Origin of the sequence: Rhodococcus sp. IEGM 1318 (assembly GCF_033142465.1) — a bacterium.
GTDB lineage: Bacteria > Actinomycetota > Actinomycetes > Mycobacteriales > Mycobacteriaceae > Rhodococcus_F > Rhodococcus_F qingshengii_B.
In genome coordinates, this window is the sequence record NZ_JAWLSC010000004.1 from 57,257 (window position 1) to 71,184 (window position 13,928).

At 62.5% G+C, this 13,928-nt stretch carries 14 protein-coding genes and 1 tRNA gene; 9 read left to right on the forward strand and 6 right to left on the reverse strand.

All coding sequences use genetic code 11. From position 1 onward, the window contains the following. The first annotated feature begins 8 nt into the window (after positions 1 to 8). Both R4P65_RS11150 and R4P65_RS11155 read left to right on the forward strand, forming a co-directional pair. Positions 9 to 977, forward strand: coding sequence for a metallophosphoesterase (locus R4P65_RS11150; RefSeq protein WP_230816531.1), 969 nt, complete (start codon positions 9 to 11; stop codon positions 975 to 977). Between the two features lie 54 nt (positions 978 to 1,031). Beyond that, positions 1,032 to 1,105: transfer RNA gene (locus R4P65_RS11155), tRNA-Pro, on the forward strand. 138 nt (positions 1,106 to 1,243) lie between these two features. On the opposite strand, the gene R4P65_RS11160 is transcribed toward R4P65_RS11155, so the two are convergent. Further along, complete coding sequence (locus R4P65_RS11160) at positions 1,244 to 2,587, reverse strand: wax ester/triacylglycerol synthase domain-containing protein (RefSeq protein WP_317826526.1); 1,344 nt, start codon at positions 2,585 to 2,587, stop codon at positions 1,244 to 1,246. A 201-nt stretch (positions 2,588 to 2,788) separates the two neighbouring features. On the opposite strand from R4P65_RS11160, the gene R4P65_RS11165 reads away from it, so the two are divergent. From R4P65_RS11165 to R4P65_RS11170, 3 genes are all read left to right on the forward strand, one after another. Further along, positions 2,789 to 3,112, forward strand: a complete 324-nt coding sequence (locus tag R4P65_RS11165; protein ID WP_230816533.1) for a hypothetical protein — start codon at positions 2,789 to 2,791, stop codon at positions 3,110 to 3,112. 51 nt (positions 3,113 to 3,163) lie between these two features. After that, entirely contained in the window at positions 3,164 to 3,298 is a 135-nt protein-coding gene (locus R4P65_RS33145; protein WP_411742537.1) for a hypothetical protein, read from the forward strand. Between the two features lie 74 nt (positions 3,299 to 3,372). Then, the gene (locus R4P65_RS11170; protein WP_317826527.1) at positions 3,373 to 4,404 is read left to right on the forward strand and encodes an iron-siderophore ABC transporter substrate-binding protein; all 1,032 of its coding nucleotides are present in this window, start codon (positions 3,373 to 3,375) and stop codon (positions 4,402 to 4,404) included. Positions 4,405 to 4,461: 57 nt separating this feature from the next. On the opposite strand, the gene R4P65_RS11175 is transcribed toward R4P65_RS11170, so the two are convergent. Next, on the reverse strand, positions 4,462 to 4,938 hold the full coding sequence (locus tag R4P65_RS11175; RefSeq protein WP_317826528.1) for a helix-turn-helix domain-containing protein: 477 nt from the start codon (positions 4,936 to 4,938) through the stop codon (positions 4,462 to 4,464). A 119-nt stretch (positions 4,939 to 5,057) separates the two neighbouring features. On the opposite strand from R4P65_RS11175, the gene R4P65_RS11180 reads away from it, so the two are divergent. Beyond that, positions 5,058 to 6,674 (forward strand): DHA2 family efflux MFS transporter permease subunit, encoded by a 1,617-nt coding sequence (locus R4P65_RS11180; RefSeq protein ID WP_317826529.1) that lies wholly within the window; start codon positions 5,058 to 5,060, stop codon positions 6,672 to 6,674. Between the two features lie 92 nt (positions 6,675 to 6,766). Next, positions 6,767 to 7,435 carry a DUF6891 domain-containing protein gene (locus tag R4P65_RS11185; protein ID WP_317826530.1) on the forward strand — a complete coding sequence of 223 codons (669 nt, stop codon included), beginning with the start codon at positions 6,767 to 6,769 and terminating at the stop codon, positions 7,433 to 7,435. Between the two features lie 5 nt (positions 7,436 to 7,440). Here R4P65_RS11185 and R4P65_RS11190 read toward each other — a convergent pair whose 3' ends face one another. The 3 genes from R4P65_RS11190 to R4P65_RS11200 form a co-directional block, all read right to left on the reverse strand. After that, positions 7,441 to 9,207: a cholesterol oxidase substrate-binding domain-containing protein gene (locus R4P65_RS11190; RefSeq protein WP_317826531.1), complete on the reverse strand. Its 1,767-nt coding sequence runs from the start codon at positions 9,205 to 9,207 to the stop codon at positions 7,441 to 7,443. Positions 9,208 to 9,304: 97 nt separating this feature from the next. Beyond that, a complete protein-coding gene (locus R4P65_RS11195) occupies positions 9,305 to 10,108 on the reverse strand; it encodes a metal-dependent hydrolase (RefSeq protein WP_047270024.1) in 804 nt (267 codons plus the stop codon). A gap of 220 nt (positions 10,109 to 10,328) precedes the next feature. Further along, positions 10,329 to 10,793: a light harvesting protein subunit alpha gene (locus tag R4P65_RS11200; RefSeq protein WP_317826533.1), complete on the reverse strand. Its 465-nt coding sequence runs from the start codon at positions 10,791 to 10,793 to the stop codon at positions 10,329 to 10,331. 167 nt (positions 10,794 to 10,960) lie between these two features. On the opposite strand from R4P65_RS11200, the gene R4P65_RS11205 reads away from it, so the two are divergent. Together R4P65_RS11205 and R4P65_RS11210 are read left to right on the forward strand one after the other, a co-directional pair. After that, positions 10,961 to 11,665: a response regulator transcription factor gene (locus R4P65_RS11205; protein ID WP_317826534.1), complete on the forward strand. Its 705-nt coding sequence runs from the start codon at positions 10,961 to 10,963 to the stop codon at positions 11,663 to 11,665. Continuing rightward, positions 11,662 to 13,041 (forward strand): HAMP domain-containing sensor histidine kinase, encoded by a 1,380-nt coding sequence (locus R4P65_RS11210; RefSeq protein WP_317826535.1) that lies wholly within the window; start codon positions 11,662 to 11,664, stop codon positions 13,039 to 13,041. The genes R4P65_RS11205 and R4P65_RS11210 overlap by 4 nt, the downstream gene beginning before the upstream one ends. Here R4P65_RS11210 and R4P65_RS11215 read toward each other — a convergent pair. Next, positions 12,938 to 13,927, reverse strand: coding sequence for an LLM class F420-dependent oxidoreductase (locus R4P65_RS11215; RefSeq protein ID WP_007732341.1), 990 nt, complete (start codon positions 13,925 to 13,927; stop codon positions 12,938 to 12,940). The genes R4P65_RS11210 and R4P65_RS11215 overlap by 104 nt on opposite strands. Position 13,928 lies beyond the last annotated feature (1 nt).

Here is a 13,928-nt window from a genome sequence, read left to right on the forward strand (position 1 = left end):
CTTGAGGGGTGTCTGACCAGTTCCGCACCAACCTGACCCGCGCCGCACTTGGTGCCGCGGGCGCCGCTGCACTCGGGATCGGGTACGCATCCGGCATCGAACGCAATGCATTTGCACTGCGTGAGGTGACGATGCCAGTCCTGGCGCCCGGTTCGTCGTCGCTGCGGGTCCTCCATCTCAGCGACTTACACATGATGCCGAACCAACGGTTGAAACAGAATTGGTTGCGTGAGCTCGAAGGTCTCGACCCCGACCTCGTGGTCAACACCGGCGACAACTTGTCTCACCAGCGCAGCGTTCCGGCAGTGGTCCAGGCGCTCGGAGATCTGTTAGCTCGGCCGGGCCTGTTCGTCTTCGGCAGCAACGACTACTTCGCCCCGAAACCGAAGAACCCACTGAGCTACATCTTCAACAAGGACAAGCGCATCACCGGGGATCCCCTCCCCTGGGGTGACCTGCGTGCTGCCTTCACCGAACGTGGATGGCTGGACATGACTCACGTGCGCCGCGAACTCGAAGTGGCCGGTATTCGCATCGCAGCCGCCGGCGTCGACGATCCGCACCTGAAGCGCGATCGCTACGACACCGTCGCCGGAACACCGAACCCCGTCGCCCAGCTCAAGCTCGGTCTGACGCACTCGCCCGAACCGCGAGTTCTGGACCGGTTCGCCGACGACGGCTACGACCTGGTGCTCGCCGGCCACACGCATGGTGGTCAGCTGTGCCTGCCGTTCTACGGCGCGCTGGTCACGAACTGCCAGATCGACCGATCCCGGGTCAAGGGGCCGTCCAAGTGGGGCGCGCACACCCAGCTGCACGTCTCCGCGGGCATCGGCACTTCGCCGTGGGCGCCGGCACGCTTCTGCTGTCGCCCCGAGGCAACTCTGCTCACTCTGGTTCCGGCCACCAGGCGCGAACCCGAGCACGTCTCCGCGCACGGTTCCGCAGAGTCTCCAGCGTCGGTTCTACGCAACTGACCTGCGGATTTAATGTCAGTCGACTCGGTAATGTAAGCTAACCGAGGTTCGACACGGGGTGTGGCGCAGCTTGGTAGCGCGCTTCGTTCGGGACGAAGAGGTCGTGGGTTCAAATCCCGCCACCCCGACAGTGAAGAACAGCAATCGAGGCCCTTCCGCTCACGCGGCAGGGCCTCGATTGCTGTGTGCCTCCCCCGCTGTGTGCCTCCCCCGGGTAGGTCTTCGGGTTGATGCAACTCCTTCGCTGCCGTCAGTTCGTCCCGCCGTCAGTCAGCCCACTGATCGGCGATCGAGGAGTCGACCGGCGTAAGCACCCCACCGGCTCCCCGTTCAAGGCACGCTAAAACCGACGCTGCATTCGTTTCCAGTATCTCGACGTAATCACGTATGTCGTCAATAGCATCCGTTCCACTGAGAACTGAGATAGTCAACACGTCACCGATCGAATAAACTCCATGACTGATCGGCATACCGGGCGAGACATAGGGAAAATCTGCTGTCCAGACAATCCGGGCTGAGGACAGCGTCATGGTGGCCTCCCCTCGATCAATACTGCTCACTACGGCATGCAAACGCGCTTGTTCCAATGGACGCTGCCGAACGACCAACGCCGGGATGGCCTGCAGAAGCTTGGTAGAAGCGGCATATTCTTCAACCCACCTCGAGCGTGCTCGGCGGTTGTTCTGCCCGACCGTGACGACTCGCTGCGCCAACGCTTCTCCACGTGCGGTCTCGATTTGGTACGCGCCCAGCCGATTTCGCCCACGAACCGGCGCTCCCTCGGGTGCAGCGGCCATGACCCACAGCGCACTCGGAGCACGATCGCCGAAGTACTCGTCCAGAGAAGCAGCCACGATGGTCTGCGCGATACTCGTAACGGTCGTGCCTGGCCACGCACTCTTCGCCTCACGCACGAGCGCTACGTCGAGAGTCACTACCCCCAACGCTCGAGTGCCGGAAAATGACACAGGCACAGCGTCGAAACTCCGTGGAGCGAGTCGACGATATTGGCGTAGAGCGAGGAATGCTCGTGCGAGACGCCCTGGCGTCCCTGACAACCCGACGATCGCGGACACCCACCGGTTCGGCACTTCGAGACGCGGCACATCCTCCGGTAGCGGTGACGACGAAAACAACTCTCGGGCAATCGCGTTGTATGCGAGTCCGTCGCCGAGCGCGTGAGATGCTTCCAACACCACGGCGAGAGCCTCCCCCTTCACGTTGGGTGCGTCGGCGACGCCCCTGACGATGTGAATACGCCACAAACATTCGGACAGATCTCTGACACTCTCGGAAACCGTGCCAACGAAGGCGAGGAATTGGTCCCACGTCTCCAATTCGAGCTCATCGGTCAAGTGATCTTCGATGACGAACTCAGCCGAGTCGTGCCAGTACGGAAAGTTGAACCCACCCGGGGACTTGGCTACGGACCACCTCAACGCAGGAATGCGTGATGCCCGTGATCGAAGGAGGGACAGTACCTCGGCTCGCCCAGGCGTTTCCCCAGGGACAGCGTCGAAGAGGTAGACGGACAAGACGTCGGTAGACCGGCACTCCTGATTCCCGATCAGTTCACTGAAATCGAGCGCCGACAGTTGATTCGAACGCACTCGCCCCGCCTCCGTCCAAGCCAACCACACGGTTTGCTTATATATTTGCCGAACATTACTCGTCATCGTGGCAAATATGAGTGGTTTGCACCGCCGGATAGAGTCGAAAACGAGGGGCTTCGGCGCGCGTTCGAATGTCCCGATTAGTGCCTGTCTAACGTGGCGGCCTGATGCGATGGGCCTGAATGAAAGGGTGATCACATGGCGTCCGAACCAGACTTCGCGCATAACGACATGGCCAGCCGAAGTCGGCGGGAGAAGGCGGTCGGTCTCGCCAAGTTCGCTTGGGATCGCGGCATCAGCAGCGGGGAGTTACTCGATATGCCTGACGATCGACTTCGCAAGCTCGCGCGGGCGGCCGGGGCCAATCCGCCGAGCACACGGGAAACTTGGACGATCGCGGCTGGACTGCTCGACGAGAAGGCCGTGTGGTCAGCCGCTAACCCAGACCGCCCCGAGGCTCGGCGCGAGCATCCGGACGAGAAGATCATGTGGGTGAAGAAGCCGATCGAGCCGTGGTTGTGACGGCAGTACGGGCGGAGTTGTGAACCGGCGATCGGGGTTGTCGATGAAGTGGTGGTCGATTGCTCGTCACCTGCAGAACTGATGACCTTCTGGGCCGGTGTCCTCGGTGGACGGCCGGTGGAACGGAGCGCTGGATTGGCTTCTGTCGACCCGAATTGCGTTGAGCTCCCGCTGAGCGAGACCTGACGCGCCGTTCACCTGGTATCGACGGTGCGGATACCTCCCTGACCAAGCCCATAGGGGAAAGGTAGGGTAGCCTAATGCATTCACGCACCACTCTCCGGAGCCGCACGTCGGTCCGGGTCGCCATGGTTGCCCTGGCGACCGTTTTTGCCGCTACTGCCTGCGGTTCTTCCGACGCCGGCGGCAACGCAAACGGCAATACCGATGTCGCAACCGGCGGCAAGCTGTTCAGCACTGCCGACACGGAAACCGCGAAGCTCGGCAGCGATGTCGCGCCCGGCGAGTTCCCTCGCACGATCACCCACGCGCTGGGCGAGACCATCCTCGAGGCCAAGCCGACCCGCGTCGTCGTCCTCGACAGCGGCGAACTCGACGAGGTTCTTTCTCTCGGGATCACCCCGGTCGGCATCGCCAGCCCGGAAAGTGCCGCCGGTCAGCCGTCGTACCTGGCCGACAAGTTGGTCGGAGTCCCCGACGTGGGCACGACCAACAACCTCAACCTCGAGGCGATCACCGCACTGCGGCCCGATCTGATCCTCGGCAGCAAATTGCGCCAGGACAAGCTCTACCCGCAGCTCGCGGCAATCGCGCCGACGGTCTTCAGCATCCGCCCCGGCTTCCCGTGGAAGGAGAACTTCCTCCTTGCCGCTGACGCACTCGGCGAAGAGACCAAGGCTGAGCAGGTCCTCAACGACTACCAGACGCACGCGGATCAGGTCCGTGAGTCGATCGACGGTTCGCCGACCATCTCTCTGGTTCGATTCATGTCCGGGAAGCTGCGCCTGTACGGCAACCTGTCGTTCATCGGCGTCATCCTGAAAGACGTCGGCCTGCCCCGCCCGGCGATCCAGGACATCAACGAGCTGGCCGTCGAGGTCAGCCCGGAAACGATCGCCGAGGCAGAGGGTGACCGAATCTTCTACTCCAGCTACGGAAATCCTGCCGACACCGGCCAGGCCACCGTCGTTGCCGGCCCGCTGTGGGCCAGCATGGACGCAGTCAAGGAAGGCCGCGCCACCGAGGTGAGCGACGAGACCTGGTTCCTGGGCCTCGGCCCGACAGGCGCCGGCCTGGTTCTCGACGACCTGCAAGCCAAGCTCGGCAAGTAACCGTCACCGAAGCCAAGACCGCCGCTCGACTCTCCGGAGTCGAGCGGCGTTTTTTGTTCAGCGGTTGTCCTGCTCGAGGTGTTCGTTCATCGTCGAGTGCAGGTCGACGAGAAATTCCTCGAATCGACTGAGCAGTTCGGGCGGGTACTTCGCCATCATGGCGTCGAGTCGCACGGCAAGGGGCCCGAAGAACTCGTCCGCCAGATCCTGCACATGCGCACTGCTGTGCAGCGTGACCACGCGACGGTCTGCATTCTCGCGGGTCCTGACGATGTGTCCCGCCTTCTCCAAACGATTGAGCAACGCGGTGGTTGCGCCCGACGTCAGCGAGATCCGCTCCGCGAGGCGCGCAGGCGAGAGTGGCGTACCCTTCTCCTCGGCAGCGGTGATTTCCATCAGGGCAGTTGCATCGGTGGAATGCAGCCCGAGCCACGACGCGAATCGATGGCTGAATTCGGAGAACGTGCCACCGTACGCGCGGAATTCGTCCATCAGCCGCTCCCGCTCCACGGAGATGTCGCGCGGTGCCTCCACCCCGTGATCCCACCTTTCCTGTGCCAGACGGCGGCCGGTCGAGCCCAGCGCGCACGTTGACAACTTACCGCCTCAAATATACCTTCATCATGAAGTTACTTCACAATGGAGGTTTATTCGTGAACATCTCACCCACCACCCGCAAGTGGTTGGGCCTGATCGCCATTGCACTCGGCGTGGCACTGATCGTCGTCGACACCACCATCGTCAACGTCATAGTTCCCTCGATCATCGAAGATCTCGGGATCAATTCCGTTCAGGCTCAATGGATCCAAGAGTCCTACGCAATCGTGTTCGCGGCACTTCTGCTAGTGGTCGGCAGAGTTGCCGATCTGGTCGGTGCGCGTCGCATCTTCATCGCCGGCGTCGTCGTTTTCGGCGCAACGAGCCTGCTGGCCGGACTGGCACCGAACGGCGGTCTGCTCATCCTGGCGCGTTTCCTGCAGGGCGCCGGCGCGGCCATGATCCTGCCCACCTCACTGTCGCTGCTGAACGCGATGTTCACTGGCAAAGCCCGCGGCCAGGCCTTCGCAGTCTGGGGTTCCACCATCGGTGCCGCCTCCGCCCTAGGCCCATTGCTCGGTGGCTGGCTTGCCGAACATGCTTCGTGGCGTTGGGCATTCGGCATCAACATTCCGCTGGCTGCGCTCATTCTCATCGGCGCAGTGCTGTTCATCGCACCCTCCCCGCGCACCGCTGGGCGTATCGACGCCACCGGAGCGGCACTGTCCATCGCCGGGCTCGGACTGCTGGCCTTCGGCCTCGTCGAGGGACGCACGTACGGGTGGCTGACCACGAAGGAACCCTTCGATCTATTCGGTCTGTCATGGTCCAGCGGACCGTCGCCGGTTCTGGTGGCGTTGGTTCTCGCCGTTCTGTCGCTCGGTGCGTTCGCCTACGGTCAAACCATGCTCACCCGCAGCGACGATCCGTCGCGGGCACTGATGGACGTACGGTTGTTCTCCATCTCGTCGTTCCGCAACGGCAACATCGCGACGCTGATCATCGGACTCGGTGAGTTCGGAATCGTTGCGGTGCTTCCTCTCTGGCTTCAGTTCACGCTCGGATACAGCGCACTCCAGGCAGGGCTCGCGCTGGTTCCCATTGCCATCGGCAGCTTTGTCGCCAGCGGAGCAAGCTTCGGAATGGCATCGAAGGTCTCGCCGTTGGGCTTGGTCCGTATCGGTTTGGCCCTCGAAGCGCTTGGTCTCGCCGGTCTCGGATTCATCGCCGCGACAGACAGCCCCTGGTGGACTATCGCAGCAGTGCTCTTCTTCTACGGCATCGGCGTCGGTTTTGCGACTGCGCAGGTGACCAACGTCGTACTCGAGGAGATTCCCGAGCAGAGCGCCGGTCAAGGCTCCGGAATTCAGAGTGCGTTCCGCCAACTCGGATCCGCACTGGGCATCGCTGTCCTCACCACTGTCTTCTTCAGCACTCTCAATTCGACGCTGAACAACGACCTCACTGAATCCGGTGTCGGCCAAGCTCAGGCTGATCAGTTGACGCGGGCAGTCACCGACAGCGCGGGAGCCGCCATCGACTCGCTGGCCGAGTCACCTAACACCGCTTTCGTCGCCGACGCTGCCCAGTCTGCAATGACTCACGGCATCACACTCGGCGGATACCTTGCGGCCGGATTTGTCGTGGTGGGCCTGATCGCCACCGCGCTCATCCCGAACAAGCCTGCCCCGTCAAGCGAGGAGGAAACGAAAGCACCAGCCGACGTCGCCTGACGGCCGGATAGGTGCAGTACGGTGCCGGTATGCGATTGCCCTGGTCACGGTCAGCGCAGTCACGGTCAGCACAGTCACGACGGTCAGCACCGGTGCTCAGTGAGGCTGACATCGTCGCTGTCCGTGAGCAAGCGCGCGAACTGCTAGTCCCTGGTTTCGCGACGTTCGACGAAATCTGCGAAGCCGCCCGAGACTGTGTCGAGGGCGGTTTCGAGAACGACGAACTCGGCAGACAGATCGACGCAGTAGTGCGTGACGTCTGGGACCAAAGAGTTGTGGAGCAGATGCAGTGGACGGCTCCCGGCGACTTCGAGCGCGTATCCGCAGCCTTCGCCGAACTCGAGCGCAACGGCATCGTGGCCCGGATGAACTTCACCTGCTGCATGCAGTGCGGCACTACCGAAATCGACGACGAACGCACGCCGTCCGAACCCGACGAGAACGGGTATCCCTTTGCTCAGTGGGCGTACACGTTCTTCCACATGCAAGATGCGGAGCGTCTCGGCGACGAGCCGTCCGATCTCTACTTGTCCTACAGTGCGTTTCGTCCTGCCCACGATCTCGATCCCGCGCTGATCGCCGCCGCTTTCGGCGGCGACGAAACCGCCAAGGCACACATGATCGCGCACACCGATCAGACAGTCGGGCGCCAGGTAGCTGATGCACTCCGAGCCCAGGGGCTGAGCGTCGATTGGAACGGCGACAATAATCAGCGTATCCGTGTCACCGACGTGTGTTGGCGCAAACCGCTTCCGCAGTAGGAGATTCAGCTGGGTGGCAATACGCGGTCGAGGAACGTATTGCTGAATACGCGGTGCGGGTCGTGTTCGTCCAGAGTGGCGAGAGCGAAGTCCCAATTCCCGTCGCCACCGGCACGGAAGGTGGCAGGCACTGTGCTGGTGAGGAATTCGTCGTCCTGGTACGCCACCTGATCGGTAAATGCCCACCCCTTGGACCACTCCGGACGGAAAGTCGCGTAATCGCCGGAGTAGTTCGCGACCATCCACCGTTCCATTTCGCGAAGGAACGCGGGCAATCCCGCGGTGCCAGGAATCGAGACCACGTTCATCCAGATCGCCGTGTCCCAGTCCTGACGATCCGCCCGCGGCCGCACCGCTGACAGATCCGGCACTCCGGCGCTGTCGACCAACACCTCGCCGTCATCGTCGACACCGCAGAGACGCACTTCGAACGGCATGTTGACGGGATACTGCCCCATCGACGCGTAGTGCGTCATTCGCTCGTTCAACCAATTCGTCATCTCGTGGACGACTCGGCCGATGTTTGACCGCTTGGTGATCACCGCGCCGCCGCCCGCTACTACGCGCAACGTCGTGTGCCGCAGGTAGAACAGAACATCCTTTGACCAGCCCCACAGATCGTCGGTGTCGGTCAGCACCAATCCTGCTGCTACAGCGCCGAACTGAGAGGCACCGAACAGTGGCGTCGCAGCTTGAAGACCCTGAGCCACCAGCCCCAACGGGGTGGTGACTTCTTCGGGAATCGCGTCGGAGAAGAAGTAGTTGTACGGCCCGCTCACCTCTCGGGACTCCGGCGGTTTGACCGGGGTCGGTGTCCAGACCTTGAGCCACGGTGTTTGCGTGAACGGGAACCAGATCGCCTCCACCCTTCCGGATTTCGCGACAAAACTCTCGTAGGTGCGCCCTGGCGATCCGGGAGCGGCAAAGAGTTCTTGCCACGGAATGTCGGTGAAACTCTGGCATCGAAGTCGATAGTTCTCGCCGGCCTGCAGCGTCACGGAGGTGACGAAGGTTCGACCCAGATGGGTCAGGAAGGCGGTGCTCTCGACGTCTGATCGGTGAAAGGTCTTCAGTGCGTATCGATTGCTGCCTTCGTCCCACGCCACCACCGTGATCTCGGCGATCAGGTTGCTCAGCGACCCGTACGACTGGCCAGGGGTGATCGTCTCCCCCACCGCCGGATATGTTGCCCCATGAGCACCGATCGCGAGTGCCCCGGCGATGGACAGCTCACCGATCGCTGGAGAGTTGGCCCAGCCGAGCCCTTCTCGCTCGAGCGCTGTCAGAATCGCTTCGATACTGGCGCCGGCGCCCGCCATGACTGTTGCGGGTGTGCCGTGCTGCACCACAACCGAATTCAAGTTCGCCATCGTATCGACCAGTAGAACTCGATCCGAAGGCGCGCCGGGCACCACCGTCAACGGGCTCCAGCCGTGCATCGTTCCCTTCGCACGCACTGTGTACCCATTGTCGAACGCCCAGTTGGCGAGGGTGACGACGTCGTCGCTGTGACGTGCCGTCGCTGTCCACACGCTGTCGAGCATGATTTCTCGCGACCAGTTCGCGTATGCCTGCTGTGACAACGGAATGTCTGACGGAAATCCGGGCGGGGGCGCGATGGTCGATGCCGAACCCCAGGGAACTGCTCCCGCCGGTGCCCAGGAAATGCCCGCGAGAGCAGCTGCGCCGGCACTCGCTGCGAGAAATCCGCGCCGGCTCACACCGTCTTCTCTCGAGCTGTGCTCTGCCTTGCGCTCTGATTGGTGCACCACTGCTCACTCCGTCAGCCGACTCGGTTCATGTCAGGGACGAACGTAGAACAAATATGATTACGATGCCAGTGGTTCCGTAATAAAAGATTTCCGAAGCTCACTGCACCATCGGAGCGAAGACGGCATAGATCGCTTCCGGGGCGCCGTCGAAAGCACTGATGATCAACCAGGCCGTCAGGACCGTCAGCGCCGGCCCGATCAGGACCTTCTCGAGGTTCCCACCTGCACGGATGGACAGAAATGACGGCAGCCGTTGTTCCCACCATCGCTTGCCGCCGAGCGGAATCAGGGGCGCGAGAAACGGCACTCCCTCTTTGGTGATCGCATCGCCGAGACAGTGCGTGGCGCAGCCCAGTGCCACCGCAACACCTAGCCCGGTAGATCCGGCCTCACTCGGATACCACTGCCAGGTGAGGGCAGAGAGCACCAACGCAACGGCGGAGACCGCGAGCCAACCCTTCTCCTTGGCCAATTCACCCGCCAATCCTCGGATGGCCAACCCGAGGCAGAAGAACAGCGTGATGATGATGGCGGGCTTCCCGAACTGAACAACCAGCGCCGAGACCCCGGCACCCAGCCCGGCGGCGAACAGTGCGGTGTGCGTGAGCGTCCGATGCCCACCACGACGCTTGCCGTCCTTCTTACCTTTGGTGATGCGGTAGAAGGTCACCGAAATTGCGTCGATACCCTTGGCCAGCGCTTTGCTGAGAGGACCGAATGATCGGGAAACCGTCGACTGACCGGTATCGAGGTCGGGAAGCAAGGCGGCTCCGGCGCACACACCGGCAAAGGTCAAGGTTTCAGCGGTGGATGTGGGCCCTCCCCAATCGAGAGGCAACAACTCTGCAACCACCAACCCCACAGCAGCACCGGACATCGCGTGGGTGGGGCCCATGACCATGAAACACAACACCTTTCGAAACGCGCCCCACATCAGGCCGTACCGCACCCTCTGCGAGACACCACACACATGACGCCGTCGGCGACGGTCCCGGCATGCTCGCCGAGACCGCCCCGAACGTAGCAAGTGCTACCGACAGGGTTGACCATCCTCCGGACCCGGTTGAGTACGGCCGTACCGTTCCAGGTCAAAGCGGTTCATGCGGAGCTTCTTTCGCTCGTCAGCCCGCAGCAACCGTGCATGACAGGGCAGCGCCTTCCTCCAGCGGAGCGACGCCTGCCATGTTGAGCACCTCTGCCGGAACACCCTCGGTGGTCGGAGCCCATACGACGGTCGGCAACGCCGGCACCCCTTCACGCGCAATGAATGTCGCGGCGTCGCCAGGTACTTCAATCGTGATTGCGGCTGTACCGGCCTCCTCCGCGCGCACGACCTTGCCCTCGTCTATGAGCTTCTGCAGCTCCTCGTCGGAAATCGGCGTCGCGGCACCACACGCTACTTCCGGTGCCACACCAGCCTCGGACGGAGCGGTCGCGATCGATCGCACCGCCACCGGCGATCCGTCGGAAATCGGGTTCGAAGCCCAGGCGATTCCCGGCGCCACGGCCATACCGAGGACCGCCACGGACGCCACCACCACACCGGTCCGGCGGGCCCGCTTGCCGTTCACTTTCAATCGCGTCATCGTTGTTCTCCTTGATCGAACGTTCTCGAATTCTCGGCGCGGTCGCATCCGAGAAACCCGAGGTTATGAAGCCAACACTGCAGATCTGTTGTCGGTTTCTTAGGAGTTGATGAGAATTCGACGGCCCTCGCTCTGAGCGAGGCCCCAGGTCGCAATCCGATGGCACCATGGCTGGGGTGAGTACACGCGAGCGCATCCTGATCGTTGACGACGACGCGAAGGTTCTGAATTCGCTCGAACGTGGACTCCGATTGTCGGGCTTCGACACGGCGACGGCCGTCGACGGACGATCGGCCTTGTCATCGGTGAACAAGCAATGTCCGGCCGCACTTGTTCTCGACGTCAACATGCCCGGCCTCGACGGCGTCGGAGTCGTGACAGCCCTGCGCGCGATCGGCAACGAGGTTCCCATCTGCGTACTCAGCGCCCGAAGTTCCGTGGGAGACCGCATCGCGGGGCTGGAGGCGGGCGCCGACGACTACCTCACCAAACCTTTCGAGTTGGCGGAGCTTGTCGCCAGACTTAATGCCTTGCTTCGACGCACGACGCGAGCCACTCCGTCGGTCGACCATCCGATCACGGTGGGACCGCTGACGGTCGATCTCCGTGGCCATCGAGCGCACATCGACGGTAGGCGAATCGAACTCACCAAAAGAGAGTTCGACCTGTTGTCGGCACTCGCCGAGCATGCCGGTGTCGTACTCAGTCGCGCACAACTCCTGCGACTCGTCTGGGGTTACGACTTCGCGGCCGACACCAATGTCGTCGACGTCTTTGTCACCTATCTACGGAAGAAACTCGAAGTCGACGGGGCGCCCCGCGTGATCCACACGGTGCGTGGAGTGGGCTTCGTCCTCAGGGCCGAACGATGAAGCGGCCGCTGTCACTTCAGACCCGGGTAGCCATCGCCTCGGGTCTAGCCGCCGGAATCGTGATTGCCGCGATCGGAATTGCATTCGCGGTCTTCTTGCGCGTCAACGGATCCGAACAGCTGGAACGCACTCTCGATTCCGTCACCCTGGGCGTCGCAGCCAGTGCGCCGAGCCCATTATTCATCGAAACACCAACCGTAACAACACAACCACTTGTCGTCGACCCCGGCTTCAATGCCACGACCATCAGTGCGTTGGCTACCACTGATGTCCGCAGTCGGGATGTTCTGGTGCCCGGTGACAGCGGCGCCGCACTCGCCGTCAGCATCCCCGAAGACCCACTGACCCAGGCAATTCGTGAGCAGCAGGTCCAGGTGGCCGCTGCGGCGGTGGTGGCCATTCTCGCCGCGGCCGGGCTCGGCTGGTTCCTCACGGGCCGTGCCGTCCGGCCTCTACAGCAATTGACCGAGACCACCAGTTCGATCGGCAACAATCTCGACGTCGAAGGACTCTCGCGCCGGGCACCGTCGGTACGTGGCACGCGCGAAGCCGAAGAACTGTCCGAAGCAATCCACAGCATGCTCAGTCGCATCGACAGCGATCGAAGCCGCACTGAGGAGGCGTTGGAGTCGGCACGCGATTTCGCTCGCGTCTCCGCCCACGAACTGCGCACACCTCTCACGTCGATGCGTACCGATCTGGAAGTTCTCGCGACACTGGATCTCACGGAAAGCCAACGGCGCGAACTGTCCAGCGAATTATTGGAGGCGCAGCGCCAGATCGAGCGCACCCTGACCGATCTCGAGACGCTCGCCCTGGGTGAAGTGGCCGATCCCGAGGATTGTGCCGACGTCGATCTCGTGGAGGTTGCCGATCGCGCCGTCGCTGACGCAGGCCGTCTGCACCCGCAGGTCGACGTTCGTTTGAAAGCACCGGAAGAACTTTCGGTTCAGGCCTTTCCCGCGGGTATCCGTCTGGTGCTGACCAACGCCGTCACCAATTCCGTTCGGCACGGCAATGCCGACGAAGTCGAGATCACCGTCCGATCAGGGGCTGCCACCGGTTCGGCGACGGTATTCGTCGACGACAACGGCACCGTGATCGCGCCGTCGGAACGGGAAGCGATGTTCGAACGATTTGTTCGTGGTACCGGTGGGGGCGACGCCGGAAGCGGTTTGGGTTTGGCCCTCGTCGCGCAGCAGGCACGGCTGCACGGCGGTAGTGCTCGGCTCGACAAGAGCCCGCTCGGCGGAACTCGATTGATCTTCTCGATCAACCCAATTCGACGTGCAGAGCCTCGAGCAGCGGCTTGGCCGCCTCGTCGAAGAATCGGTCTTGGGTATCTCCACCGATCTGTACCAGTGCCACATCGGTGAATCCGGCGTCCGTGTATGCCTTGACCGCCTCGACGATCACATCCAGATCGGGACCACACGGGATGCTTTCAGCTACATCCTCTTTGCGCACGAACTGAGTCGCTCCGGAGAAGCTTGCCGGCGTCGGCAGTTCGGAGTTCACGGACCACCCTCCGCCGAACCACCGGAACTGCTGATGAGCGCGAGCGATTGCCGTGTCGCGATCAGGATCCCACGAGATCGGAATCTGACCGATGGTCCGGCCTGCGGGAGCCAATCCGTATGCCCGGCCGTGCACATGCTTCCAGAGGTGTACAAGTTCCGAATCCGGTTGCACGGCAATCAGATCGTCGGCCATCGGACCGAAACGCTCGACAGACTTGTCACCGGACATGGCCAGCGCCAGAGGAACCGGGTTCTCCGGGAGATCCCAGATCCTGGCGGATTGAACGTCGAAGTACTCCCCCTTCCAGCTCACCAGATCTCCGGCGAGCAGTGCACGAATGATGCTGACCGCCTCCTGCAGCATGTCCTGCCGAGTGTCGATGGACGGCCAACCCTCGCCAACCACATGCTCGTTCAGGCTCTCGCCACTTCCCAACCCTAAGGTGAAGCGTCCGTCCGCGAGGATCTGGATCGTCGCAGCTTTCTGAGCGACGACGGCGGGGTGGTACCTCACGGTCGGACAAGTCACGTACGTCATCAAACCGACTCGCTCGGTGGCGTGGGCGACTGCCCCCAGCACCGACCAGGCGTAGGGCGCATGCCCCTGCTCGGTCAGCCACGGCGAGTAGTGATCACTCATCACTTCGAAGTCGAAGCCGACTTCTTCGGCCCGAACTGCGTGGCGAACCAGTTCTTTCGGACCTGCCTGTTCCGTCATCAAGGTGTAGCCGAATCGTGCCATC

Excerpts from the sequence above, each read along its gene's own strand:
- R4P65_RS11165 (WP_230816533.1), top strand. The coding sequence starts at position 2,789 with ATGGCGTCCGAACCAGACTTCGCGCATAACGACATGGCCAGCCGAAGT.
- R4P65_RS11170 (WP_317826527.1), top strand. The coding sequence starts at position 3,373 with ATGCATTCACGCACCACTCTCCGGAGCCGCACGTCGGTCCGGGTCGCC.
- R4P65_RS11195 (WP_047270024.1), bottom strand. The coding sequence starts at position 10,108 with ATGGTCATGGGCCCCACCCACGCGATGTCCGGTGCTGCTGTGGGGTTG.
- R4P65_RS11200 (WP_317826533.1), bottom strand. The coding sequence starts at position 10,793 with ATGACGCGATTGAAAGTGAACGGCAAGCGGGCCCGCCGGACCGGTGTG.
- R4P65_RS11205 (WP_317826534.1), top strand. The coding sequence starts at position 10,961 with ATGGCTGGGGTGAGTACACGCGAGCGCATCCTGATCGTTGACGACGAC.
- R4P65_RS11210 (WP_317826535.1), top strand. The coding sequence starts at position 11,662 with ATGAAGCGGCCGCTGTCACTTCAGACCCGGGTAGCCATCGCCTCGGGT.
- R4P65_RS11215 (WP_007732341.1), bottom strand. The coding sequence starts at position 13,927 with ATGGCACGATTCGGCTACACCTTGATGACGGAACAGGCAGGTCCGAAA.